The 23,949-nt window shown below is 32.5% G+C and carries 33 protein-coding genes, 1 pseudogene and 1 other annotated feature; all 34 genes and pseudogenes read left to right on the forward strand.

The annotated features are described in order from the left end of the window. The first annotated feature begins 15 nt into the window (after positions 1-15). On the forward strand, positions 16-339 hold the full coding sequence (locus tag AB9L17_RS08745) for a hypothetical protein (protein WP_375200407.1): 324 nt from the start codon (positions 16-18) through the stop codon (positions 337-339). Between the two features lie 406 nt (positions 340-745). Continuing rightward, complete coding sequence (locus AB9L17_RS08750) at positions 746-1,786, forward strand: serine hydrolase domain-containing protein (protein WP_375200408.1); 1,041 nt, start codon at positions 746-748, stop codon at positions 1,784-1,786. A 563-nt stretch (positions 1,787-2,349) separates the two neighbouring features. Continuing rightward, positions 2,350-3,027 carry a response regulator transcription factor gene (locus AB9L17_RS08755; RefSeq protein ID WP_374967274.1) on the forward strand — a complete coding sequence of 226 codons (678 nt, stop codon included), beginning with the start codon at positions 2,350-2,352 and terminating at the stop codon, positions 3,025-3,027. Next, positions 3,024-4,028: a sensor histidine kinase gene (locus AB9L17_RS08760; protein ID WP_375200409.1), complete on the forward strand. Its 1,005-nt coding sequence runs from the start codon at positions 3,024-3,026 to the stop codon at positions 4,026-4,028. Before AB9L17_RS08755 ends, AB9L17_RS08760 begins: the two co-directional genes overlap by 4 nt. 92 nt (positions 4,029-4,120) lie before the next feature. Beyond that, positions 4,121-4,834: an ABC transporter ATP-binding protein gene (locus tag AB9L17_RS08765; protein WP_375200410.1), complete on the forward strand. Its 714-nt coding sequence runs from the start codon at positions 4,121-4,123 to the stop codon at positions 4,832-4,834. Then, on the forward strand, positions 4,831-5,580 hold the full coding sequence (locus AB9L17_RS08770; RefSeq protein ID WP_375200411.1) for an ABC transporter permease: 750 nt from the start codon (positions 4,831-4,833) through the stop codon (positions 5,578-5,580). Before AB9L17_RS08765 ends, AB9L17_RS08770 begins: the two co-directional genes overlap by 4 nt. After that, the gene (locus tag AB9L17_RS08775; RefSeq protein WP_374967270.1) at positions 5,577-6,335 is read left to right on the forward strand and encodes an ABC transporter permease; all 759 of its coding nucleotides are present in this window, start codon (positions 5,577-5,579) and stop codon (positions 6,333-6,335) included. Before AB9L17_RS08770 ends, AB9L17_RS08775 begins: the two co-directional genes overlap by 4 nt. Before the next feature lie 174 nt (positions 6,336-6,509). Next, positions 6,510-7,190, forward strand: a complete 681-nt coding sequence (locus AB9L17_RS08780) for a CPBP family intramembrane glutamic endopeptidase (RefSeq protein ID WP_375200412.1) — start codon at positions 6,510-6,512, stop codon at positions 7,188-7,190. Positions 7,191-7,441: 251 nt separating this feature from the next. Next, positions 7,442-7,650, forward strand: a binding site (T-box leader). A 344-nt stretch (positions 7,651-7,994) separates the two neighbouring features. Continuing rightward, entirely contained in the window at positions 7,995-8,198 is a 204-nt protein-coding gene (locus AB9L17_RS08785; RefSeq protein WP_375200413.1) for a hypothetical protein, read from the forward strand. A 217-nt stretch (positions 8,199-8,415) separates the two neighbouring features. Next, positions 8,416-8,547 carry a hypothetical protein gene (locus AB9L17_RS08790; protein ID WP_302621805.1) on the forward strand — a complete coding sequence of 44 codons (132 nt, stop codon included), beginning with the start codon at positions 8,416-8,418 and terminating at the stop codon, positions 8,545-8,547. Positions 8,548-8,621: 74 nt separating this feature from the next. Continuing rightward, positions 8,622-8,681: a hypothetical protein gene (locus AB9L17_RS08795; RefSeq protein ID WP_375200775.1), complete on the forward strand. Its 60-nt coding sequence runs from the start codon at positions 8,622-8,624 to the stop codon at positions 8,679-8,681. Then, positions 8,663-8,755: pseudogene (locus tag AB9L17_RS08800) on the forward strand (YvrJ family protein); the annotation flags it as partial. The gene AB9L17_RS08795 and the pseudogene AB9L17_RS08800, both read left to right, overlap by 19 nt. 110 nt (positions 8,756-8,865) lie before the next feature. Further along, on the forward strand, positions 8,866-9,474 hold the full coding sequence (locus tag AB9L17_RS08805) for an SCO family protein (RefSeq protein ID WP_068985694.1): 609 nt from the start codon (positions 8,866-8,868) through the stop codon (positions 9,472-9,474). Positions 9,475-9,851: 377 nt separating this feature from the next. Continuing rightward, positions 9,852-10,301, forward strand: coding sequence for an SMI1/KNR4 family protein (locus AB9L17_RS08810; RefSeq protein ID WP_068985693.1), 450 nt, complete (start codon positions 9,852-9,854; stop codon positions 10,299-10,301). 188 nt (positions 10,302-10,489) lie between these two features. Continuing rightward, a complete protein-coding gene (locus AB9L17_RS08815; RefSeq protein WP_375200414.1) occupies positions 10,490-10,822 on the forward strand; it encodes a DUF7716 domain-containing protein in 333 nt (110 codons plus the stop codon). A 93-nt stretch (positions 10,823-10,915) separates the two neighbouring features. Next, positions 10,916-11,170, forward strand: coding sequence for a hypothetical protein (locus AB9L17_RS08820; protein ID WP_375200415.1), 255 nt, complete (start codon positions 10,916-10,918; stop codon positions 11,168-11,170). A gap of 131 nt (positions 11,171-11,301) precedes the next feature. Then, positions 11,302-11,634 carry a hypothetical protein gene (locus tag AB9L17_RS08825; RefSeq protein WP_375200416.1) on the forward strand — a complete coding sequence of 111 codons (333 nt, stop codon included), beginning with the start codon at positions 11,302-11,304 and terminating at the stop codon, positions 11,632-11,634. Between the two features lie 297 nt (positions 11,635-11,931). Next, the gene (locus tag AB9L17_RS08830; RefSeq protein WP_375200417.1) at positions 11,932-12,531 is read left to right on the forward strand and encodes a hypothetical protein; all 600 of its coding nucleotides are present in this window, start codon (positions 11,932-11,934) and stop codon (positions 12,529-12,531) included. A gap of 136 nt (positions 12,532-12,667) precedes the next feature. Continuing rightward, positions 12,668-13,153, forward strand: coding sequence for a hypothetical protein (locus tag AB9L17_RS08835; RefSeq protein WP_375200418.1), 486 nt, complete (start codon positions 12,668-12,670; stop codon positions 13,151-13,153). Between the two features lie 190 nt (positions 13,154-13,343). Beyond that, complete coding sequence (locus tag AB9L17_RS08840; protein WP_223557107.1) at positions 13,344-13,748, forward strand: immunity 22 family protein; 405 nt, start codon at positions 13,344-13,346, stop codon at positions 13,746-13,748. Positions 13,749-13,871: 123 nt separating this feature from the next. Further along, positions 13,872-14,405, forward strand: a complete 534-nt coding sequence (locus AB9L17_RS08845; RefSeq protein WP_375200419.1) for an SMI1/KNR4 family protein — start codon at positions 13,872-13,874, stop codon at positions 14,403-14,405. A gap of 73 nt (positions 14,406-14,478) precedes the next feature. Then, entirely contained in the window at positions 14,479-14,901 is a 423-nt protein-coding gene (locus AB9L17_RS08850) for a hypothetical protein (RefSeq protein ID WP_375200420.1), read from the forward strand. Positions 14,902-15,101: 200 nt separating this feature from the next. Continuing rightward, the gene (locus AB9L17_RS08855; RefSeq protein WP_375200421.1) at positions 15,102-15,956 is read left to right on the forward strand and encodes a hypothetical protein; all 855 of its coding nucleotides are present in this window, start codon (positions 15,102-15,104) and stop codon (positions 15,954-15,956) included. A 176-nt stretch (positions 15,957-16,132) separates the two neighbouring features. Then, positions 16,133-16,588, forward strand: coding sequence for an SMI1/KNR4 family protein (locus AB9L17_RS08860; protein WP_223554986.1), 456 nt, complete (start codon positions 16,133-16,135; stop codon positions 16,586-16,588). A 391-nt stretch (positions 16,589-16,979) separates the two neighbouring features. Further along, positions 16,980-17,333, forward strand: coding sequence for an immunity 51 family protein (locus tag AB9L17_RS08865; RefSeq protein WP_068985689.1), 354 nt, complete (start codon positions 16,980-16,982; stop codon positions 17,331-17,333). A 457-nt stretch (positions 17,334-17,790) separates the two neighbouring features. Beyond that, the gene (locus tag AB9L17_RS08870; RefSeq protein ID WP_223554985.1) at positions 17,791-18,375 is read left to right on the forward strand and encodes an SMI1/KNR4 family protein; all 585 of its coding nucleotides are present in this window, start codon (positions 17,791-17,793) and stop codon (positions 18,373-18,375) included. A 400-nt stretch (positions 18,376-18,775) separates the two neighbouring features. Further along, positions 18,776-19,375 (forward strand): hypothetical protein, encoded by a 600-nt coding sequence (locus AB9L17_RS08875; protein ID WP_375200422.1) that lies wholly within the window; start codon positions 18,776-18,778, stop codon positions 19,373-19,375. A gap of 193 nt (positions 19,376-19,568) precedes the next feature. Then, positions 19,569-20,108 (forward strand): hypothetical protein, encoded by a 540-nt coding sequence (locus AB9L17_RS08880; RefSeq protein ID WP_375200423.1) that lies wholly within the window; start codon positions 19,569-19,571, stop codon positions 20,106-20,108. Positions 20,109-20,169: 61 nt separating this feature from the next. Further along, positions 20,170-20,943 (forward strand): macro domain-containing protein, encoded by a 774-nt coding sequence (locus AB9L17_RS08885; RefSeq protein ID WP_375200424.1) that lies wholly within the window; start codon positions 20,170-20,172, stop codon positions 20,941-20,943. 249 nt (positions 20,944-21,192) lie between these two features. Beyond that, entirely contained in the window at positions 21,193-21,408 is a 216-nt protein-coding gene (locus AB9L17_RS08890; protein WP_375200425.1) for a hypothetical protein, read from the forward strand. 102 nt (positions 21,409-21,510) lie between these two features. Beyond that, positions 21,511-21,981 (forward strand): SMI1/KNR4 family protein, encoded by a 471-nt coding sequence (locus AB9L17_RS08895; RefSeq protein WP_375200426.1) that lies wholly within the window; start codon positions 21,511-21,513, stop codon positions 21,979-21,981. Positions 21,982-22,189: 208 nt separating this feature from the next. Continuing rightward, a complete protein-coding gene (locus AB9L17_RS08900; protein ID WP_375200427.1) occupies positions 22,190-22,567 on the forward strand; it encodes a hypothetical protein in 378 nt (125 codons plus the stop codon). Positions 22,568-22,619: 52 nt separating this feature from the next. After that, a complete protein-coding gene (locus AB9L17_RS08905) occupies positions 22,620-23,090 on the forward strand; it encodes a hypothetical protein (protein ID WP_223554973.1) in 471 nt (156 codons plus the stop codon). A 187-nt stretch (positions 23,091-23,277) separates the two neighbouring features. Beyond that, the gene (locus tag AB9L17_RS08910) at positions 23,278-23,928 is read left to right on the forward strand and encodes a hypothetical protein (protein ID WP_223554971.1); all 651 of its coding nucleotides are present in this window, start codon (positions 23,278-23,280) and stop codon (positions 23,926-23,928) included. Positions 23,929-23,949 lie beyond the last annotated feature (21 nt).

Below are 23,949 nucleotides of genomic sequence, written 5' to 3' on the forward strand. Positions count from 1 at the left end.
GAATTGGGGTGGAATATGAAGTACATTGTCATTTTGTTCTCAATAATAGTACTTATGCTAACTTTAATAAGTTGTAATGAGGAAGATAATGATTTGGTAGGTCCTAGTGTGACAGCTGATGAAGCTGAGAAAATAGCTAAGGAAAACTTTAATATAACCACAATCAATAGTGTTGCGTTAAGGCACTTAAGCGATGAGGAACTTGACGCTATACCCTATGAAGAAGCAAAAGATATAACACCAGTTTATTTTATAATTAAAGGGATTGATAAAAACCAAGAAGAGATAATTGTATTCGTAAATTCAAATGAAAAAAGATTTAATTATATCAACCATTAAGTGGGTAGTTTTACGAACGAGTGCTTTACTCTAATAAGGAGTAGACCATTTTCTTCTTAGACTAACGGTGCAGGTTAGTTGAATAGCGTTGTTTAACTTGTGTTCAACAATCGGACCATATTGTGGAGTAAATAAATAATTTATGTAATGCAATTGAGAGTGAAGGATTAAACTTAAACAAAATGGGCTGGTTAACTGAATAAATAGACTAAGGTATAAATGATGTTTGTAATAAAAAACTGATTATTGCTAAAATTATTAAATTAAAATACAATAATAATAGTTATACAGGTGACATAAGTGAGATAACTTGTGTTGGTGTCCTTAATGGTTAAAAACAGTAATGTTGCACAGTGCCTCCAATCATATTGGGGGCATTTTTTATTTTCTAAGGAGAGTGAAAAAATTGATTTTAAAGAACGAGAATAATTATACAAACTTATTTGAAGATGTACGTACTCATGTAATGGAAAGTGCTGAAAAGTTGGGTTCTAGTGGTGGTGCAATTTTTATTATCCGTAACGACAAAATCCTAACAGAGTCGTATTTTGGTAAACAGTCTAATGCAAAACACGCTCGAGATGTTCAAGTAGACACTCAATTCCACATTGCCTCTGTAAGAAAGGCTTATATAGGTTTTGCTGCGGCTTACACTATATACAATGGCTACTTTTCTATTGATGATCCAGTTCAACAGTTTGTAGAAGATTCACATCTGTCCGCGTATGAAGGGGTAACCATTCGTCACTTATTAACTCACACGCATGGGCTAAAAATTAATGATGTTAATAAACTAGTAAGTGAATATAAACCTGGTGAATCATGGGCATATAGAGGTCCAAGTATTGATCTGTTAACAATGATTATCAAAAAAACAACGGGACTGTCTGTTGCTGAAATTATTAAATCGCAAGTTATTGAACCACTAGGCTTTCAATCGACAGAATGGATTAGGATGAGTAAGCCTCATTCAAAAATTGCAGACGCTATTCGAGATGCAGATAACCCTTTTTGGACTGAGACGGATGTAGTAGATGGTTCTGGAATGAATATGTATGTGTCTGCAAAAGAGCTTGCTTTATTGGGTTACATTCATTTAACAGAAGGGAAATGGGGAGGAAAACAGCTAATTCCTAGAGAAATCATTCAAATGGCTACATCCATTCAAACTCCTAACCCAACACTTCCTATTCAGAAGAATGGATTTTTATGGTTTGTAAAAGATACAAACCATAGTTTTAACCAAATAGGCGATACAGTTCCAAAAGGTTCCTATCAATTACTAGGCTACACCAATGTAGCTCTGCTCGTCATTCCAGAGGAAAACCTAGTAGCAGTAAGAATGCTCAACCGTTATGGTTCATCTGAAGGATACGCTTATCTAAGCGACATTCGATCTTTTGGAGATACTGTTTATAAATGTTCTATAAAATCAACAATACAATAACAGTAATGTTTGAAAGGTGTTGCAGAGCTACTCAAATGCATATGTTATTCAACAATCGGGCGCGATTGTTTAATAAGTGTCGCTGTTCTTATTCAACTAACGGAGTGCTATACTTGAAGATCATTGAGCTGTTTTAGACAGCTCTTTTTTCTTATTGTACTCCCATGAAAGAACGTAATAATCTTTCATTTTCTGTGGTGTAGCGTTGATTTTACGCGACATGGATGGCTAACGGTGCAGATTAGTGGAAGAGCGTTGTTTAACTTTTGTTCAACAATCGGGCCGTATTGTTGAATAATATTGTTGAATAACATTCTTTTTTGGAATTGGATATTTATGTTAAGATTTTACAGAAGTAATGTTTCAAAGGGGGATTTTCAGAAAAAAATAGAAAGCAATTTCAAACGGAGTTTAAAAAACATTCACTTACTTATATAAAAATGACAGAGAATGGCTTGAAGTCAATTTTCCTACACAACGTGATACCTTGCGCACACAAAGGCATCCAATTGTTACTGTAAATGATGCAAGATAAATTTGAAATTTAGAGAGGGGGATGTTACTTGAAAAGAAGCGTGTTATATATTGAAGATAATGAGAAAATAGGCAGTTGGGTAAAAGGAGAATTGGAACAGCGAGGATTTTCAGTTCAGTGGCTGCTTTCTGGCGAAGGAGCTGAAAAAGAAGTAAATCAGCATGAAATAGTTATCTTAGATATCATGTTACCCGGTTTAGACGGATTTACTGTGGGAAAACGTTTAAAAAAGGCAGCTCCTGCTGTTCCAATATTGCTGTTATCTGCTAGAACATCAATAGATGATAAGGTAGATGGTTTACAATTTGCTGATGACTATTTAACGAAACCATTCCATACGGATGAATTAGTTGCAAGATTAGAAGTATTAATCCGTCGAAGTGGTGGTATACATTCCGAACGAATTGCATTAGGAAATCATATTGAAGTAGATCCAGAAGTCCAAATGGTATATGACAAGTACACAGGAGAAGAAATTATATTGACAGGGAAGCAACATCAAATTTTAATGTATTTCTTACGCCACCCTAATCAAGTGTTACCAAAAGAGCAAATTTATGAAGCGATATGGAACGAAACTTACATAACTGGTGATAAAACAATAATGGTGCATATCCATCGATTGCGTCAAAAGTTGGAACGTCATCCAGATTCCCCAGAAATTATTGAAACGTTGAAGGGAATAGGTTATCGGGTGAAACTATGAAACAGAATCGATCATTATTTCGTCGTTTTCTAAAAGTGCATTTTCTATTTATCTTTTTTCCTCTTCTTGTGCTTATTTTCTTCACTGCGTTCGTTCCTGTTAGCAATGAAAAAGAAATGAATATGTTAAATCTGTTTTACTTTACCGTACTTTTGTTTGGTTTTATTATTGTCGCATTTGTTGTAATATCTTGGCTGTTCTTCTTGAGACTTCGTAAACGTCTCACCCGCTTACAGGAAGTCATGTCATTTTCAGCTAATAATAATTCATTTCCCAAACCAATATCTGTTCAAACGGATCGTATGGATGAAATAGACCAGTTAGGAAGTTCTTTTAATTGGATGATTCAGCAGCTTGAAGACAGTCGCAAGCGAGAATATGAAGAGGAATTATTACGCCATCGACTCATTGCGAATTTATCTCACGACTTACGAACGCCACTTACCATTTTGAGCGGACATATCACCAGATTAAATAAAGGATCAATGAGTTTTGAAGGGCAAGACTCATTAGCAGAAATGAACCATACGATTACAAGAGTCGGAGATCTAATGGATGATTTACTTTCCTATACATTGCTTACATCAGGGAAACATCCTTTTCATCCCACTTCAACAGATATTGTACGATTAGTAAGAGCATCTGTCGCTGAGTGGTATCCTGCATTTGAAGAAAAAGAAATTCAGTTAGATGTTGATTTACCGACAGAGAAGACTTTTTATTGGGAAGCAGATCCTAAATGGATGACACGAGTTCTGGATAATTTATTTCAGAATATTCTTCGCCATGCAGCAGAGGGAAAATATACAAACATTGTGGTTGATGTAGAAAAAGAACTGATCATTGTTGCAGACAGAGGTCCAGGTATGGATAACTTTTCCTATGAGGGTGGGGCGGGGATTGGTTTAACGGCTTCAAATTATATGTTGAAAAAAATGAAGCTGAAAGCTAACTTTACATCAAATAAAAATGGTACAAGAGTAGCGATTGGTAGAGCTTAACCTAAAGTTAACCCAGAAGTAAACAGCAAGATAACCGAGATTTAACTTTGCTTTTTTATAATTAGAACCATAACAGAAAGGGAGTGTTGTGGTTGCTTACGATTAATAACTTAGTCAAACATCGCGGAACTCAAGAAATCTTATCAGGTATCAGTTTTAAAGCTAGACCAGGTAGAGTAACTGGTTTTTTAGGTCCGAATGGCGCAGGTAAAAGTTCTACACTTCGCATCCTGCTTGGATTAGATCGTGCCACCTCAGGGAGTGCACTAATTAATGGAAAGCCATTCGCAGAATTACATAATCCTCTAGCAACAGTGGGTGCCGCACTTGATGGATTTGGAGCTCATCGTATGCGAACAGGACGAGCACATTTGCGTTGGATTGCTCGTGCCTCAGGATTATCTCGCTCACGTGTCGAGGAAGTTCTGGAAATAGTAGGTCTTACGAATGTAGCTGGTAAAAGAATTGGAAATTATTCCTTGGGTATGGGGAGAAGACTTGGAATGGCAGCTGCACTAATTGGTGATCCAAAAATATTGGTTTTAGATGAACCTGTAAACGGGCTCGACCCAGAAGGAATTCGTTGGATTCGGACATTTTTACGTGAACGCGCTGAGTCTGGAAACACGGTGTTACTATCCAGTCATCTAATGGTAGAGCTTGAAGAGACTGTTGATGATGTGGTGATTATTAATCATGGAAAAATCGTTGCAAATGGAACATTGAAAGAAGTAATAGGTAATCATTCCACGCTGGAGGAAGCCTTTTTTGCCCTGACATCTGAAAATGCAGGTGATGTTGTATGAGAGCATTTAACGCGGAACTATCTAAATTGTTCTCCCTGCCGGGTATTTGGCTTGCCTTTCTTATTGGAGCATTTGCCCCAGCGGTCATTGCTGCCTTGGACAGTACAGCACAAAAAGAGAAAATTATAGCTGGAGTTAGCACACGTCTATCGGAAGTTGGCTATATTGGTTTAGGTCTTGGTGTGCAAGGTGTCATTATTCTTGGTGTGCTTGCTGTCAGCAGTGAGTATTTGACAGAGAGCAGTGAATCTGGTGGAGGGAATCAGATTACAACGAGTTTAACCGTTGTTTCATCCCGTTTCCACTTTTTGCTGGCAAAAGCAAGTGCAGTGACAGTGATCAGCATACTGCTTTCCGTTGTTGCTATTCTAACAACTGTGTCAGCAACAAATCTTATTCTTGGTGAATACGCCCCTGCATTTGAAGCATCTAGACTGATCGGCGCGGTTTGTTACTGGATATTTACTGCTCTTTTAGCATTTGGGATTACGGTTCTAACTAAGAATGGCATTATCCCGCTTGCTGTGCTCATGATAAATTCATCTGTTGTGACTGTCTCTTACCTCCTTACTAAGGTTACAAAATTAGCGTTTTACTTACCAGATAAGGCTGGCTTTGATATGTTTATGTTTACGAGCGACAGTTTTCACACCCCATTCACAGGTGGTTTAATCATGTTTGCTTGGGTAGCTGTTCTTTTCATTGTCGCAGCCATTGTATTCCATAGGAGGGACGTTACATCATGAGTGTCTTTTCTAGTAGAAAGATAACACTAATCCTTGGTGCTGAACTGGAAAAATTAGTTACATTACCATTGGTATGGCTCACTCTTATGGGGACATTCATTCTAAATTTAGCTTTAGCAGCAGCTTTTACTTCTGCTGGTCTACAAGGGGCAGCAGGAACGCAAAGTATACTGAAAATAGGACTTGCTTCTATGGGATATCTTCAAGCAGGGTTCATTATTCTAGGTATCTTAGCTACTTGTTCAGAGTATACGGATGGACAGATTCGAACTACTTTAACTACGATCCCTTGGCGAGGGTTTCAACTATCCACGAAGCATTTAGCTTTGGCAATTGTAACTATTCCTATGGCGTTTATTATTGCTGCATCAGGTGTACTATATGCTTTTATTATGATGAGAGACACAGCATTAGTGATTGAATTAGACGCTATGATAAAAACTTTAGTAGGTGCAACCGGCTATCTAACATTAACCACCCTTCTCAGTGCAGCTATAGGTGTTCTACTCAGACGAACCACTCCTGCTTTAGTGGTACTGCTTGGTCATTATTTCATTGTCAGTCCATTATTGAGAGATTTTTTACCCAGTATTAAAAATTATTTTCCGGATACGGCAGGATATTATATGTATATGCCGCCTTCCTCTGATGAAATAAATTTCCTTACACCAATGCAAGGGACAGGTGTTTCAATGTTATGGACACTGATCTTTATTACAGTAGCTATTGTATTTTACCGTAAACGAGATGCCTAAGTTTAGGTTTTACCATTTATACAAAATAAGGAAATTGATTTATAGAGATGGAGAAAGAATCATTCCTTCATTACCTGTTGTTGAGTAATAATATAGTTCTTTAATTATAACGTTCCTAAATGCAAGCTTGGTAAATATTCAAAAATAGGGAATAACTCATTAATGGAGGTAGAAATGGAATCGCAATTAAGTGTTGAAAGTAAAGTGAAAAATAATGATGTAAAAACAATGATAGGGTTTCTACTCATATTTTATTTGGTATGGACAATTAAAGAATTATGGTTAATTGACTACATTTATTCGTTCGGTGAAATAATCTCCCCATTATTAGAGGCGTTGGTTAAGGGGTTCGTATGGATTGTTCCAACTTGGTTATACATAAAATATTATTTACATACTAACCCATTTGACTACTTAAGAGTGAACGTTAATGTTAAAAAAGGTTTATTTTGGGGAGTAGTTCTTTCACTGTTAGTTGGCTTATATTTTGCTTTTGAAACATATATCATTAATCAGCAATCATTTCAATTTTCATTATCCATTGATGATTACCTTAATGGTTTTCTTATGGCAGGGCTAGCCGAAGAAATTGTTTTCAGGGGATTAATTTTACAAGAAATCAATAAAAAAATGGCTTTTTGGAAAGCAAATATTGTAACTGCTTTACTATTTTTGGTCATTCACTACCCAATTTGGATTTACAATGCTGGATTCTATGATTTCTTTATAGATGGGACCCATATATATGTTTTTGCAATAGGTTTACTTTTTGGTTTTGTCTATAAAAAGACTGGTTCATTATGGTCGGTTGTGTTGTTGCACGCATTTCATAATTTTTTCGTTACTATTATTTAGTGAAAAAATATATTATTAATTAACTAAAGTGGTGCTTTAGTGCAACAAGGATTTATAATGTATACATCCGTTCCCAAACGCAAGTAGGGAATACCCCCCATTCAATTGAATGAGGGGGTATTTTGGCTGCTAATGATTGTTATGTTCCCTAATGAGACTTTGGTGACTCTACAAAGAAAGCTTTCCAAACGACGCTTTGGGGACTTTATTATTTACAAAAAAGAGAGAATAAATTAAAATTAAACCAAATATTGTAAACTTTGATTAGGAGTAGTAAGGAACAATTATTGTTTAGAGAGCTGTTGGTTGGTGCAAAACAGTCAATAAATTCCCTAACTCGTCCAGGAGTATGTATACTGAACTTAAGTAAGTATGAACGGCAGCTACCGTTATAGTCTAAGTGGATTAATGTAGAATTAATCAATTAGAGTGGTACTGCGAATCGAACTTCGTTTCTTTATCGAGACGGAGTTTTTTTATTTTAGGAGGAGAAAATATATGGAATTAAAAAATGATAAATCTATTTACAAGGTCGGTATCTATGCTTTGCTAGGTTCAGCAGTTTAACATTTGTTAGTCAAGTGTGGGACTACATCAAGCCTTTCGACTTACACCTCGTATCCGAGACTGGAATTTAAAAGAGAAAAGCATTTTATGGGTGGTCTTAAAATTTGTAATTATGGAGTCATTTAATTGGCTGGAATAGAAAAGAAATCAATGTACCAATAAATGTTAATTTAAGTTAATATTAATCTGAAAGAAGTAGGTGATAGTGTTTGAAGTAGATTTAAAGGGGGCTATATTTTGAATAAGAAAATTAGTTTGATAATTACATTTCTACTATGTTGCGGTTTATTAATTACATGTAACTCAAATAGGAAAGTTGAAGCAACTTTTATAGGGGTGATTGAAGAAATGATAAATGATCGGGAAGCTTTTGTTTATGTAACTAAAACTGAAGGTAGTCCAGTTTATGGAATAATTAATATAAACATTTCAGGTTGGTAATAAGGTAAAAGTTGGTTATAATGGTACAGTTCAAGATACAGCACCACTTACGATTACTACACTTACTGTAGAATTAGTTGAGTAATTTCTAATATAGTAGTTGTATAATGTAGAGTTGCTCTTTGGATAAAAAAGATCACTCCCTGATGGGCTATTTTTTTGTCTAAGGGAAGATAAATATAATAGAAGAAAGACCACCTATATGGGCGGTCTTTTGTTGTTTTCTGTACACTATAATTCTCATGGGTTTGCAGCAGAGGAATTAGTAGCAGTAGCTTCTGGAATTGTAAGTCTTTCCTCACACACACTAGATAGTATTGTAAAACAAGAAACAACAGATTTATCCTAAAGGAGGAAAAAGCTATGACACACGCTTTTTAGCTGCAATTTGAAACAGCAACAGGGAAAACAGCAACCATAGCGATTGATGCACCGAAACCGAAAGTAACAGCGGCAGAAATTGTGTCAGCTTTCCTATCTTAGTATCGTTTTATTTACTACACCGAGTAGTGGTTAAACTAGATGATATTCATGATGCACTTGTCTACTTAAAGTGAAATGGATTTCACAAAGATGTACGAAAGATGTCACGTAGGTTCCTTGTCAACGTTGATATCGTGCGATAGGATGAGGGTAGTGTATGTAGGTTGTAGGGAGAGTGTTTAAAATGAGAAATAAAATAATTGGGCTTGTTTTACTTTTTGCACTAACAGCTGTGCTCAGTGCATGTGGAAATACAAAGTTTAAAGCAGATTATAATTTGGAATTACCAGATTTTGAACATGTCAATCAACGCGGAGAAAAGGTTTCTTTAGAGAGTTTAAAAGGAAAACCTTGGATTGGGATGTATATTTTCACGAATTGTAACTCAATTTGCCCACCAATGTCCTTTAATATGACACAAGTTCAAGAAAAGCTAAAGAAAAAAGGTGTCGAAGATTATAACATTGTTGCGTTTTCAATTGACCCTGATGTTGATAAGCCTGAAGTATTAGCTGATTATTTAAGCAAATATAATGTTCCTGATGAATCTAAATGGAATCTTCTTACGGGCTATTCACAAAAATATATTGAGCAGTTTGCTGTAAAATCAACAAAAATAATGGTAAAAGATGATCCGAACAGCGACCAAGTGATACACGGAAACCAATTTTTCTTAGTTGATAAAGATGGCGTTTTAGTAAAAATGTATAGTGGCTATGCTGCGAATGCTGAAGATGTACCGATCGATACAATTGCTTCAGATATAGAAACATACATTGATGAAAATTTATAATGGATACAAGGGAACCGTCTCGACAATCAAGAGACGGTTTATTATATTGGCAAAAATAATCTTAAGCACTATTAGCCTGGTTTATAGTATAGAAGGACAGAGAAATTTTGTCTGATGCTTATATTTTTTAAATAATTAAGAGTTAAAATTAGATTAAATGATTTAAAAGGTGCAATAAATCCATTGGTTAGGATTTATTGCCCTTTATTTTTTTGAAACTATTACTTAATATGGAAAGTGTGTTGAAGATATATTACATAGTCAATTTGAAAGAAATACACCACATCTTATTTATCCGATAAATAGCACGAAATATGATGGCGATACACGAGAATATTGGAATATAAAAAATACTTTCTAGAAGAGGTAGAAAGAATATGCATGATGTGAATATTTTGCGAAATAAATATAGAACTTTATACGATATTGATGGTATTTCTAAAGAGTACTTGGATAGAATTGAACAAGAACTTCAAATAAAACTACCTAATGACTTTCGTGAAATATCTAGTTTCTACAGTGGAGGAGATGTTGGGGGGATAGATATTCATTCTTTTTTATTATCTGATCCGACTAATTTTATAGGTGAAACTTTAAGAATCCGAGAGGCGGTTGGTTTACCGAATAGATTTGTTGTTATTGCTGAACAATCTGAAAGTATTATTGTTATGGATACTGAAAACAAACCATCGATGATATGGCTTGATTCTGTAGAAGTCACTAAATTAGAAAAGCAAGATTTTATTTCGAAGCCAGATGTATGGGAGGATTTTTCTGACTTTCTTAATTACTTACTAGATGAAGAAGAGGAAGAACGTAAATATTAAAATAAAGAAATAGTATTTCTTATAGTCAATTCCATAAGGATTACAATGTTTTGATTGGATGATTTTAGATGGGACCAAGCAATTGAGAACTTGTAACTAGAAATAACATAGAGCACCAGAACAAGTACAATCAAACCTTCATCTACCCAACAGGATGGATTTAAAAAACTCAATAAAGGATGTTTTGGATGAATATAAATATGAATTTAGTTAGTATTAGGGATGTTTTGCTGTTTCCAGAAAAAAATCCTGATACGTGGTTTTATCTCCCACCCAATCGAGCTGAATGGAGTTTGGATACAGAAGGAGTATTCTCACTAGATAGTTCTGATTTTTCACCTGATTCAGATGCTTATTTGCCAGAACAGGTTAGAGAAAATGGCTGGATAGAAACATTAGATGGTGCAAGTATTGAAGATGTATTAGAAAATGTAAGGGCTCAGTTGGGCAAACCATCATTAGACCAGTTGCTAAGTGCATTTATTTTTTACTATGAAAATGATGCGTTTCTAGAATTTTAATACAGGCTTCTTCATGATTTATCGTAGGTGATGTTTTAACTCAGGAAGTGTGAAGATAGAAGGAATAATATAAGGTAAGAAAGGAGTGAAAAAATGGGGTTAAATTCAAATGCAAAAAATAACATTGAAGATATTCAATTAGAAGAATTAACCTTCTTAAGGGAGCAGTTTAATTTATATAAAAAAATGTATAACCATTTGAAAGTTAATTATGAAACTCAAGAATTACAGTGGGAATGGTCGAAGGGAGGATTTTATTATAATTTTACTCCTTTTGAAATTGAAAGTTCAGGATATAAAAAAAGGAAGTTATTGAAAAAAGAACCTAAAAAAAGGACCGAATTATAGCATATGGTAAGTTAGATAATGATATTGTTAACATTAAATTATATTCAAATGATGAGTATATATATTCTGAAAATTTCCTTCTTAAAGAAGGAAATTCATTAATTGAAGTTAGATATTCTGATGGAATTGAAATGAAAAGCCTCGATAAAATATCAATTTTAGTTTTGAATAATGAAGGATATCCACAAAAATATATAACTTACGAACATGAAATAGACAATGATGAAGAGGGTAATGAAGAAGAGTATACGCTCGCTAAGGAACTATATAAATATAAAGACTCGAAGATAATAAAAATAAGTGTTAGAGGCTATATTCAAAATAGTATAAGTCAAATAGTAATTGATAGGGACTATAACATGGTATACGATTTGTCTGATCACTTATCAGAAATTTTTTGCCAAGATAATAATCTTGCAGGCAGTCAACTATCGATTACAAAAATATTTTCTGAGTCGGATTAATTTCATGTGTAAGTATTATTAGACAAACATTCTAAGACAAAAAATAATAGTTTAAATCGAGCAAATATGGATATTTCGTTCGATTATTCAAACAAATGTAAAGAAGAAGTAATAAGCCCTTTTTTTACATTTGTTTTTTAGTTAATAACGGAACTATTTTTGTATTTATTTTCCATCTTCGTTGGGAGAGGATTTTTTGACACAAAAAACCTAATCTGCAAGTAATTTTGATATTAAAAATGTTTATGGATCACTATTGAAAATGATTGTAAATGTAAATAAAAATGGGGAAATGATATGTCTAAAGTAAATTATGAAGTGGAAATTTTAAGGATAATTAAAGATTTAGAGGCATTACCAGAAAATGCGCTTTCGTTAGTAAAAAAAGTGTATAAGGAAACATGTGCTGAAATCGGTGTTGATAGTATAACTTTTTTTTCTAATCCTGCTGTATTGGAAAAATTAATAGAAATTGCATACAAATATGAAACGGATGAAAAAATTTTAGAATTGTTTGTTAGAACGCTAGTGATGATTTCTGAGAGGTTCAAGGTAAATACTCAAAGTTTGTATAGCTTTTTAATGAGACATGCTGGGTCTAAAAATAAATGGATTAAATTTGTCGTAGCCTCACGAGTTGCCTTTTTACCGCAATTCGATAATTATGAAAATAAATGGGTATATATTCTTTCGATTCCAAAGATACCGCCTAAAAAGGATTCTATGCGTATATTTCGTCTAGTTATCAAACAAAGAATTGATGAAGTACCAGATGATTTAAAAGAAGAAGTAATTAATATAATGAGAAAATTTATTGATAAAGAAAATTTAGTTGAAGATACCCACAATCTATTTCTAGATATTATAGAACAATTGAATAACAGTAAGAAGAATTAGAAATAGACTCCACAACTTGGTAGTCCGGATACAAATCTAACTGATTTTTAGAAAGTCAAACAAAGTTGGATATCGGGTCGTAGCAAATAGTCCGCAAATCAAAAACTTAGTAGCAGGTTAGCGAGGTTGATTGTTAATGAACGAGGATATTAAAAAAATGGTTGATTGCTTAAAAGAAAGTTTAAAAGAAGATCCTTCAAATATTGTTTTTGGAAAATTAAATGATGGTATCGAGGGAGATCATGAAGTTAATTCTTTAAAGTTGGGAAAATATTTCGACTTATTAAATTTAACAAACGGAGCACGTTGTGGTGATATTGATTTATGGAGTTATAGTGAATTAGAAAGAAATCAATATGTCCTCTCAAATATACAAGATGAAAAAGAATCATGGTTATCAATAGGCCAAATTCTTTATGAACCATTGATAATGAACAAGTTTGATGGGAATGTTTATAGATTCATCACGGATGAAGATGATACTCTGATGAATTGTTTTGGAGAATTAGATTTCTTTTTAAAAAATTATGTTTTTGGATCTGGATATTGTAAAGCTATCCCGAATTTTGAAGAGGATGATTGGTTCTTGTTCTTGAAAAAGAAAGGAATTATTTCTGATTAACTTAATGTTCTTTCATTCTAACAGCTAAGAAGGTTGAAGAACATAAGAGTAGGGTCAGTCTAGGAAAGCAACTAGTAATTTCATAAGCAACTTTCAATGCTTTACAGGGAGCAAGTACTAAGCGAGAGGCAAGAAAAATAATAATAGGGCAGTATTATAGAAAATATATGAAAGTGAGTTGTAAAAAGTAATGGATATGTCTAAAGTGCATGTTTGGGTAGGGATAAATAATGTTGATGATGAAACTTTTGAGAAGTACTTCGAATTAGACTATGACGATCCAGATCTGGATATGGATGATCCTCTTTATAAAGTGTGTCGATTCTGCCTTGATATAAATGAAAAATGGTACGATGAAGACTGTATTGGCGTTTATAAGGAAGATAATATTGTAGATGTTCGTGTTTTATTGGAAGAGTTATCGGTATCACAGGATACACTGATGGAAATACAGAACATTTGTGAAAAAAAGGGATTAGAAAATGTTAATTCTATGTTTTTTTATATAGATTCAGAAATAGTTGTAGCAGATCTAAACAAACTTTATAACGAATTAACTTACATCGGAAAATTCGATACGAATTTACATCAATAAATTTTGTATTATAAACACTTACATATCGGCAGCACTGATTATTAAAAAAGATACAGGTTTTTAAATCCCTCTGAAGCTAAAAAAAGAATTAAATATAAAGGAAAAGGAGGATGTGAAGCTGAAATGAATATCAATTCTAAAGATAATACTAATAAATTTCTGAATAGCGATACTTTATTTGAGAATTCTTGGAAGAAAATTTCGGTTTCCAAAATAAATGACATTGTATCGGATGAGTTTCCAGGAAAAAAAGATTTTATAGAGTTTTACCTAGCTAATAATGGAGGGGTATTTACTAAAGGGGCATATATTTACCCTGGTAACTTTTATGAAATAACAAATAAGGATTATTTCTCGATTGAAATCGGGAGTTTTTTTCATATTCAGTTAATAGAAGATGAGGATGATTCTTATTACACAATGTCTATTGAAAGAGCCAAAGATAGAAGGATAGATTATTCTGAGGACTTCGAGAACTTTGTATTATTTCATATCCCTTTTGCTGATAATCATGCGGATAATGATTTTTGGATTGATATCCAAACTGGGGAAATAAAATATATGGATTACGAAGAAAGTTACGACCCTGATGATGCAATCGTTATAGCACCTTCATTCTTAGAAATTTGCAAGCATATTCAGGCAAAACTTAAGTAGACTGTAATGTAAAAAAGAAAATTGGCACTTACAAGTGAATTTATTCCTAATCTAATATTGGGAAGGTGATATTTTGAATTATGAAAGTAAAACTATAAAACTTGCTATGAATGAAGGAAAAATATTTGATGGTATTTTGAAACTATATGAGGAATCTCCAGATGATGAAGAAATGGTTTTAATAGAACTATTAATATTAGGTGACACAATAAGTTTCAAACATGAAAACTTTTTCCTAGCACTTCAAAGACTGAGACAACATCTAGAGGATAAACATATACAGGTTATGTGTAATGGGGCTGCGTTAAATGTTTATCCATCTACAATGCAGCTATCGATGGGTACCGGACGTTTAGCATATAAAGTAAAATTTGGAGAACCAGCGAAATTAAAAGATGTAGTTGACATATTTGAGTTTGACAATAGTTTGAGGTTCGTAAAAATCGAAGAACAGTTCAACTACCATATTAGGTGGTCAAAAAGTTTAAAAGGTTAGGTTTATTAGTTAAAGTAGAATTTTGTATCTCTAAATAACGGATATTTCTTTCTATAAAGTAACTGAGAAATATTGTTGTTTCTGATTTAACTTTCGTTTGGGGTGTGGAACGTACGATTTAAGATAAGGTTACTGGTGTCAAAATAGATCTTAAAAAGCAATTTTCTCATTGCTGAATGGACTCGGAAAGGAGTGGAAGAATGCGTACTAATAAATATTGGAAGTACTTTAATCGAGTGATGAAAGAGTACAAAAAAAGAGTAATTTCAGATGAAGAAGTGAAAGAAATACTAGATGATCGAATGAAAGAAATGAAGGACTTAATTCAAAAAAATGAACGAAATTGTTTAGCTGAGAGCTTAGGTTTATTAATAGGTGTACATCTTGAAATGAATGCAAAAAATAGAATACTAAATGGGGAACCAACGGCATGGATATTATTAGAGCAGCAACTTTTTTGGTTGAATCAAATGATCAAAAGCAATCCAAGAGAAAGAAATGTATCGGATAGGGAGATAGGAGGACTGATTGGGCTTTCTTTATTATGGGGTTATGAAGATATTGCTGAGCTAACATACAAATATGCAACTAATATGTTCATGAAAGATCGAGATTTTTATTCTGAGAATAAGACTCATCATGTTTTTATGACATGCCTATATCATTATTGGAAAACTGGCGAAATGCCTGAATTGTTTAATATTTTACCAGAAGATCATGTCTACCGAAAATTAATGCGTAGTTGGAACGATACAAATAATTTTGGAGAGCATCTTTATGAGCTATGTGATTTTCACATCTATAGTTTAAGCGACACGCCAGATAAATCAAGTGAAATTCTATCGTTCGACTGTATACCCTACGATTATTATTGTATTCAGTTAATAAGAGAAAAAGAGGGACTAGCCACACCTAATTTAGAGCATCCGTTGCTTCAAACACCTCTGGCTGAAATGCCAAAGGATAAACCAGGGTATAAACTTGATGAGGATGAGATATTGCAATTCGTCATTCAAAATGAAAAAGTGCCGGATGCACAACGCCTTATACGTTAAAGTCACTTTTGTGAAAATTAAAAGAATGAGATACCTTCGACGGTTAGGTTGAATTAGATAACAATTGATTTGAATTTAAATGCGGCAATAAATCCATTATTTAGGGTTGATTGCTTTTTTTATAACCTTGTTAATGATTTACTTAATATGGAAAGTGTTCTAGGAGGGTGTTGTCTGTGGATGCAAGTCTTATTAGAAGAATTGAATTTTTTTTGAACAAAAGTGAGTTTGAAGGGCTAAAAGGAGAACCAGCGACTGACGAAGACATTTTGAATGCTGAACAAGTTTTGAATGTAAAATTTAACGAAGAGTATATTCAATTCATTAAATTATTTGGGGGTGCTTTTGGAGGGTTTGCTATACATGCATTTAAAAACGGAAGTTCATTGGGAAAAGCCACTGTAGTTGAGCTTACTCATCGGTTTAGAAAAGGTGGAGAAGATATGATTTCACAAGAATTGAAAGAGGCTTATGTGATTTCAGATGATGGTTCAGGGAATCCTGTTTTAATGAATAAAGAAGGAAAGATATTTATTTTTTGGCATGATTCATGGGAAGTAGAATTACTACACAACTCGCTACAGGAAATGTTATTGGAGTATTTTCCGCAATCAGGAGGTTATTACGTATAATCGGCGATAGAAGTAATATTACATTTTATATGAGAAAAATTAATACAAGGTGTTTATACATACAACAACCTTTTCAAATGATTTCATTGAACTAACAGGGATATTGAGTGGGTTCATATGGAATAGGCTAAGGGGGATGCTTGTAAATTAATAGATTTTATAGATAAAAATATGTGAAGAATCTAAAAAGTAAGATATAATAAAAATTGGATGAAATTATGAAAATGTTTAGTGCAGCACCAGAGGGTAACGAAGCTGCAGAGCTAGAAAGCATGCTGTAAATTGAACTGGGTAATCATGTAATTTAAAGTGTTATGAGAATGTACCATGTATTCAGTGATAGCGTGACGTTACGATGTGTAAAAAAATTTTATTTTGCAGGAGGATTAAGATGAATATTATAGATGATAAACAGAAAATAGCTCCGTTTTTTTGGGTGGATCATGATGGAGGTTCTGCGTCCTTGTGTTTAAATGTTGGTGACTATAAGCACGAGCTTTTTGATACGCGATCGGATGAGGGATTTGAAGGGAATGGCTATGATTGGAATTCTTTGGCAATAGTTTTTCTTGAAGAAAAAATGCCCGAATTAAAAAGTATTGTCAATTTTGATCCCGAAGCCGATATGTTTTGTGCATATTCTTCTGATAAAAAAGCATTAGAGAAGTTTGCTATTTCATTTAAAAATACATGTGAAGATGATTCTACCATCAAGGATTTATTTTCTCGGGCCGAATTGGACTGAATTTAATATTAAAATTTCACTCAGGCGAAATATTGGTATCAAGAGGATTATACGCCAGTACAAATAGATAAATATATATTCATTTCAGTAGAGGTAGCATGTGAGATGACTTGTCTTAGAGTTCTAAAATATTTAATACTTGCAACAAATCTTTATATTCTTCAAATGATTTGAAGTTTGATTTGAAACGGCAATAAATCCATGAATTATGGTTTATTGCCGTTTTTTAACTTTGTTACTGATCTACTAGTATAGATTTAAAAATTGATTTTCATGAATAATTGTCCTAGAAGAGTTGATATATAGAGTTGTAACCAGTTTCGTATTATTCCCTTATTAAAATTAAATTTAAAACGGCAATAAATCTATGAATTAGGGAGAAAGATCAGTCAAAATATCATAAAATTTATCATCCGGACGACTTAGGCGAAAGAAACGAATGAGGAGGTGGAACATTATGTCGGAGAAAATAAATAGAGAGCCAATATTACCAATTAGACAGATAGGGGAAGACAATTGGATTGAAAAGCTGTCATCCTTTCTTAAGGATCATGATGTAGAAGTGATTTCATTAGAAGGTGAAAAAATTTTTCAAAAGACAGAGCAATATCTAGATTGGATAATTCCGTCTCAAACAAAAGACTATTTCTTAAATTTTGGTGGTATTGAAAGTTCTGATTTCATGTACAACCTTAAAAAAATTGATGAGTGGGAAGTATTGACAAATTCTATTTGGGAGTTTGTATCATTAAATTTTAAACAGGAAGAAACAGATGAATATATTGTTTTTTCTGAAAGTCCTAGCAATGATCCTATTTGCTTTAAAAGGGACACTGGGCAGGTATATTTGTTTTCTCATGATCCCATTAAAAGAGCTAAAGTATATAAAGATTTCAATGACTATTTATTAAATGAAATGATTGATATCCAAAAATTGTACACAGAAGTTACTTTTGATTGTTCTAAGGAAGAAATAGAGTATAAAGCAAATTTGCTGGATGGCGATGGTATTGATTTTAATTTCCGTTATTTAAAACTTTAAGTTCAAATAGCAACAGAGAAAATGTTATTTAATACACATATTAAGAAGCTGTTTTACATGTTTTTTTGTATTTACTACTCAGCTTCATCCGATACTAGATTTTTTAAATACGAGAAACGAAAATAGCTGGAAGTCTTGATATTAGGGTATTTGTGGCTCATTGTTGAATTGAAACACTGTCGCTCCACACACAGAAAAAAAGCTATTTTATGCAATTTTCATTAATAATAATAATTGTTAAATAAGAAACTAAATTTGAGACCTCCTAAAAGACTAGATCTTTCAAAGGTCAAATTGCCACCAGAAGGGACTGCAAAACAGCCTAAAGTTGTATGAGTTGTATGTCAAAAATGATCGTAATAGTAAATAAGGAGTTTAAAAATTGTGGGGGGTGTAAGTTATGGAAGAAGTAAAAAAATTAAAATTGATGTTATTTGCTCCCGGGTTAGTAATGTTCGATCCTTTAACTTTAAATAACTTCTTAGAGAAAAATAACATTGTTGAAACCGATTTGTTAAAATTCTTTAGTAACAATGAAAAAATAGACCAGGAGGTTATTTCTCAAGGTTGCATTATTCCGATTTACGAGATTCCTGAACTTGATGATTACTATCAAATAATAATTAATCCTGAACAGGGTAATGCTTTGATACCTGAAGAAAATCACATCTTTATTACAAATCCTTTTCCTCTACACGTTTCTAGTGGAAATCTTATTATCTCGGATATCTCGGCTATAATTGATTGGGATAAAAAATATTACTTACACTATGAAGGTATAAAAGATAATAGTTACGACAATTGTAGCAGTGTGCAGATGTCAAAGAACAATTACTCAGTTAGAATAACAGGTTACTGTGGGGAAAATGTGAAATCTAATATAGAGTTTGGCTATATTTTTAATTTTAGTGCTACTGAAAAACTACCAAGCTTTGATTTTACAAAGCGTATCGATGAGTATAATTTTGTAGTTGATCCTGAAAATCGAAGGAATGAATGATACTACCTTTTTGATTAGAACAAAACAGTAACATATACGAAGACGACATAAGTCTTTCTTTATATGTGTTTTTTTGTATTCAAATGGTATTATATGGTATAACTAATTATTATCCTCATTTGGGACAATTTTTTTATATGTTTTTCTTTTATATTGAAATACGAAAATCTAATCGCATCATAAGAATTTAGTTGTGAAAGAAGTGATTGTCATAATAAAGAAAAGAAACTTTGATGAAATTATTGATAGCTTGGTACATCGAAATAGAATTCCTAATATTAGTGAGTTTACGAGGGAGGATTGTTTATTCTTATATGAGAAACTTGCCGAAAATAAAATTGAGGCAGATCACGTTTTTTTATCTTATGAAAAAGCAAGAAACTATAATAAAGAGTATCACGAAGATTTTAGTGAATTTAAAGAAAGCCATTGGATATTCGCCGAAACTGGTAGAGGTGATTTTTGGATAATTGATCTTGATGATATTAAATCATCGCCAACTATATTTTTTTATGATCATGATCTTGAGGATTTTAGTCCTGAAAATATGTTGAATATGTCAATGAATATATTAGAGTGGTTTGAGTTAGCGGATTTAATTTCTCAACTTCATAACAAAAATTATTATGATGAACATTTTAGATTAAAGGAGCATTGGAAACAAAAAGCCATTGAAGAAATTGAAAAGATTAAAAAAGGACTTTCAAAAACATCCCCTTTTCAATTATTTTGAACAAAATATTCTTGTAAAGGAAAATCAGATCTGTTGAAAGTTAAAAGGGGGCTAAATATCAGTGAAACAGTATGTAGAATCCGAGAGTAGCTTAATATACTACAAATGTAATAATGTTGATTTTGCAAAAGATAACGGACAATTATTTACAGAATTTGAAAATGGAATTGCAACTAGGCAAATTAACATAATCAATAATGATGTGTATATTTCTTCATCGTTGAAAGATTGGAACGAAAATATTGGATTTTTATTGTACGATGGACATGTTGATAGTTTAGATTTAAGCGATAGTGTACCTATTACTAGAGTAGAATTTGAAAGTAAGTGGAAGAAGGCTATATTAGATCCTGTTAACAAATCTCAAATAAACTACTTAAAAGGTGATGCTTCTCTTCCCTTAGAAGAAAATACACTAATCATTCATGTTGTTAACATATTAGGATTATGGGGAAAAGGTTTTGTTCTATCTCTATCAAAGCAATTCCCTGTTGCAAAGAAGGAATATTTAACATGGTCTAAAGACAAAGATGCATTTAGGTTAGGAGAAGTTCAGTTTGTATGTCTTGGGCAACAGAAAAATACTTTTATTGCAAATATGCTTGCACAAAAAGGTGTAAGGAAAAATTACAAAGATAGTACAAAGTATATTGATTATGATGCACTTCGTTTATGTTTAAAAAAAGTTGCAAGATTTTCATTGAAAAATAGATTATCGATACAGATGCCCAAAATTGGTTCAGGATTAGCAGGTGGGGACTGGACAGAGATTGAAAAAATAATAAATGAGGAATTGATTTATTATAAAATTAAATGTAGTGTTCTTGAATTATGAAAACAGTAAATAAAGAGTAGGATAGTGGTAATGAACAATTAAAAGGGATTATGATGATTTATTTTTTGTATTTTAGTAATAATTAACTAAATTTTTAGCGGAAAAATTCGATAAATTCTACCTCATCGACCATCATTACATGTAGTGGGTGGAGTTTTTACATAGATAGTTTATTGATTTGTAAAATAAAGGGATTTTATCTCCTGTTTATCATTATTGTAGAAAATAAGTATGACAAAGGAGTTAATAATGGCTGAGAGAAAATTGAATAGAGAAGAGCTTATCGTGCTTGTAACTCGAATAATGAATGCTGAAATTAAGACCGAGGCGGAGGATGACCAGTTATTAGAAGAATTTCTTGATAACGTAATTGATCCAGAAGCTGTTAATTACATTTTTTATGATAATTTACTCCCTGAGGAAGTGGTTGATAAAGCTTTGAGCTATAAACCCGTCCGACTATAATAACTATCTGACAAACGTTATCGTGATTTAAGTTAGGGAAGTGGCTGTAAATTACCAACAGCCCAAATCATATGTTAAATGCGTAAGTATTAGGAGAACATTATGAGAAAAATAAAATTCATTAATAGATATCATAAACGAGCAGTGTTAGAGGATGATTTTGTTAAGTTAGAAAAAGCTCTAGAAAAAAAGTTGCCAGATTCTTATATCGAATTTTATAAATTATCAAATGGTGGGGTACCAGAAGAAAATACTATCTATGACGAGGATGAGGAAGTATTTAATATCAGCTTTTTATATCCATTATTGGCAAAAGAAACAGAAAGTACAATTTCGGAAAATGTATTTTTTATGATTAAGCAGCATGTTTTAGGAAATAGGTTATATCTTCCTTTTGGAGAGGATGGATCAGGTAACATATTATATTTGGATTTTAATTTCAATGAACCCACAGTTTGTGCATGTTTTTTTGATGAGCCGGATGAAGAAACTGGTTTGCCATATACTCACATTGAGATTGCTGAAAATCTATTCGAGTTTCTTGAAATACTAGAAGAATACAGGGAAGAGTAGTATAAATTTAAACGGTTGCACGGGATTTTCTTTTCATCCAGAGAAGAGGCATTACTCTCATAAAAGAGACACTATAAACAATCTCCTAAAAAACAAGAGCTAAGCCAAAAAGATTTTAACATGTTCCAAATACTTATTTGATATAAAGGAAGTAAGAGGCAAAAGATTTATAAAAAACAATACAAGGCCAATTACGAGGTGGAAGTTTATGGTGAATGAAGTTGAGGATTATATTTATGAATTAGAAAAATTAATAGCTCTAGCTGATCAGGAAAAAGATAAATATTTATTCATAGACCCAGCATATGAAATAATCGATGAGATTGAAGAGTTAGGTAATGCATTTGATTTTGTAGAGCCTATATTCTTATTAGTTGAAAGAAGCCCTGATATTGATTTTGGTGGTCCAGGGCCATTGGGTAGTTTTTTAGAAAAGTTTTATCACAATGGTTATGAGGATATATTAGTAAAATCATTACAACGTAAACCTAAAGAATATACGATTTATTTATTAGAACGTCTTTGTAATGATGAAAATAATCCAAAAAGAAAAGAATATTGCACCTTACTAGATTCGTTAAAATAGAAAAGTTATCGTAGACTCAAAAAATTTAATGATGAACCATGAGGTGAGTAAAGTGGAATTTGAAATAATAATCAACCCCAATTTTAGGATTGGAATACGTGATCCAGAAGATACAACGATATCCGAAGCACTAGATAATAGGCATGTTAATAGCCAATATTTTACAATGAATTGGTGTGATATGTCATTAAGAATTAACTATGGATTACAAATAGCTGATGGCATAAGCGATGTTATTAAAATGTTAGAGGCAATAAAAAAAAGAGAGGAACGGTTTGTCGTCACTTTCCCAAGTCAAGCATTTTTCGAGACATGGATATGTAAAATTGAAAAATGTGATATTAAAATTAATTGGGATAGTCGTGATAACTATCGAAGTATCACGATGAATATTGAATTATTTATAAAAGAGTGGCTCAAGCTATTGCATCAACTACGACAGGTCTTGGTGGAAACTGGATATAATGATGCAAATCTAATGGATTTTTATTTACTTAAAAACCTTGAAAGATTTCATTCTTAATAAAATAAAATTTAGTATTTAACGTTCTAGGAGAAGGTTCATTGCGAGTACCGCAAACAATATAGATAGATCATTTAGCTGGTGAGATTATTATCCACTCTCTAAGTTTATGGGGAAAATTTTTATTAATTTTTGACTAGCCCTTATTATAAAACAACTGTGCGTCATTGGAGGTATTAAAAACGCTATGCCATTATGGAATGATTTTATAGCTGCCGAAATTCCAAATGCAGGAAGCGGTAAATGGTTACAAATAATAAACAATTCAAAGCAGTATTGTGTTGGAATAAAAAATGAAGAATTAGTGATTTCCAGATATCATGAAAAGCACAGTATACAATATGAATATCTTGATTTAAAAATAATTGGCACAGATTATGGAGAATGGGGAGGAGAATTAAAAGTAATTAATGCTGACTCGACTGAAATATTATTAAAAAAATGCAATGTAAAATCAATATTTGAGTATAAAGGGGATCTATATTTTCTAGAAGGGTTAGAACATATGTTTCTGAATGAAGGTAGTTTGTATAAATTAGTTTACGATGGTACTAGCATTTCTTTTGGAAAGTGCCTTGATTTAAAAGAGTGTCCAATTGCTTTATATATATTCAATGAAAACTTATATGTAATATCTAGCGAAAATTTATTTACAATATCTAATGAAGATGGAACATATAAAAAAAATATTGTATTCAAACACTTTCCATTTAGTGCATTTGTACCGAACTCACTAGTTGTGTATAAAGGAGATTTTATTATAGGGATGAGAGGAGGATTAGGGCGAATAGAATATTCAAATACTGATAATGTGCAGTATATGCGATTGAAAAAATGAAGAGGAACACAGACAAAAATA

It is taken from the genome of Lysinibacillus sp. RS11 (genome assembly GCF_042019215.1).
GTDB lineage: Bacteria > Bacillota > Bacilli > Bacillales_A > Planococcaceae > Lysinibacillus > Lysinibacillus xylanilyticus_A.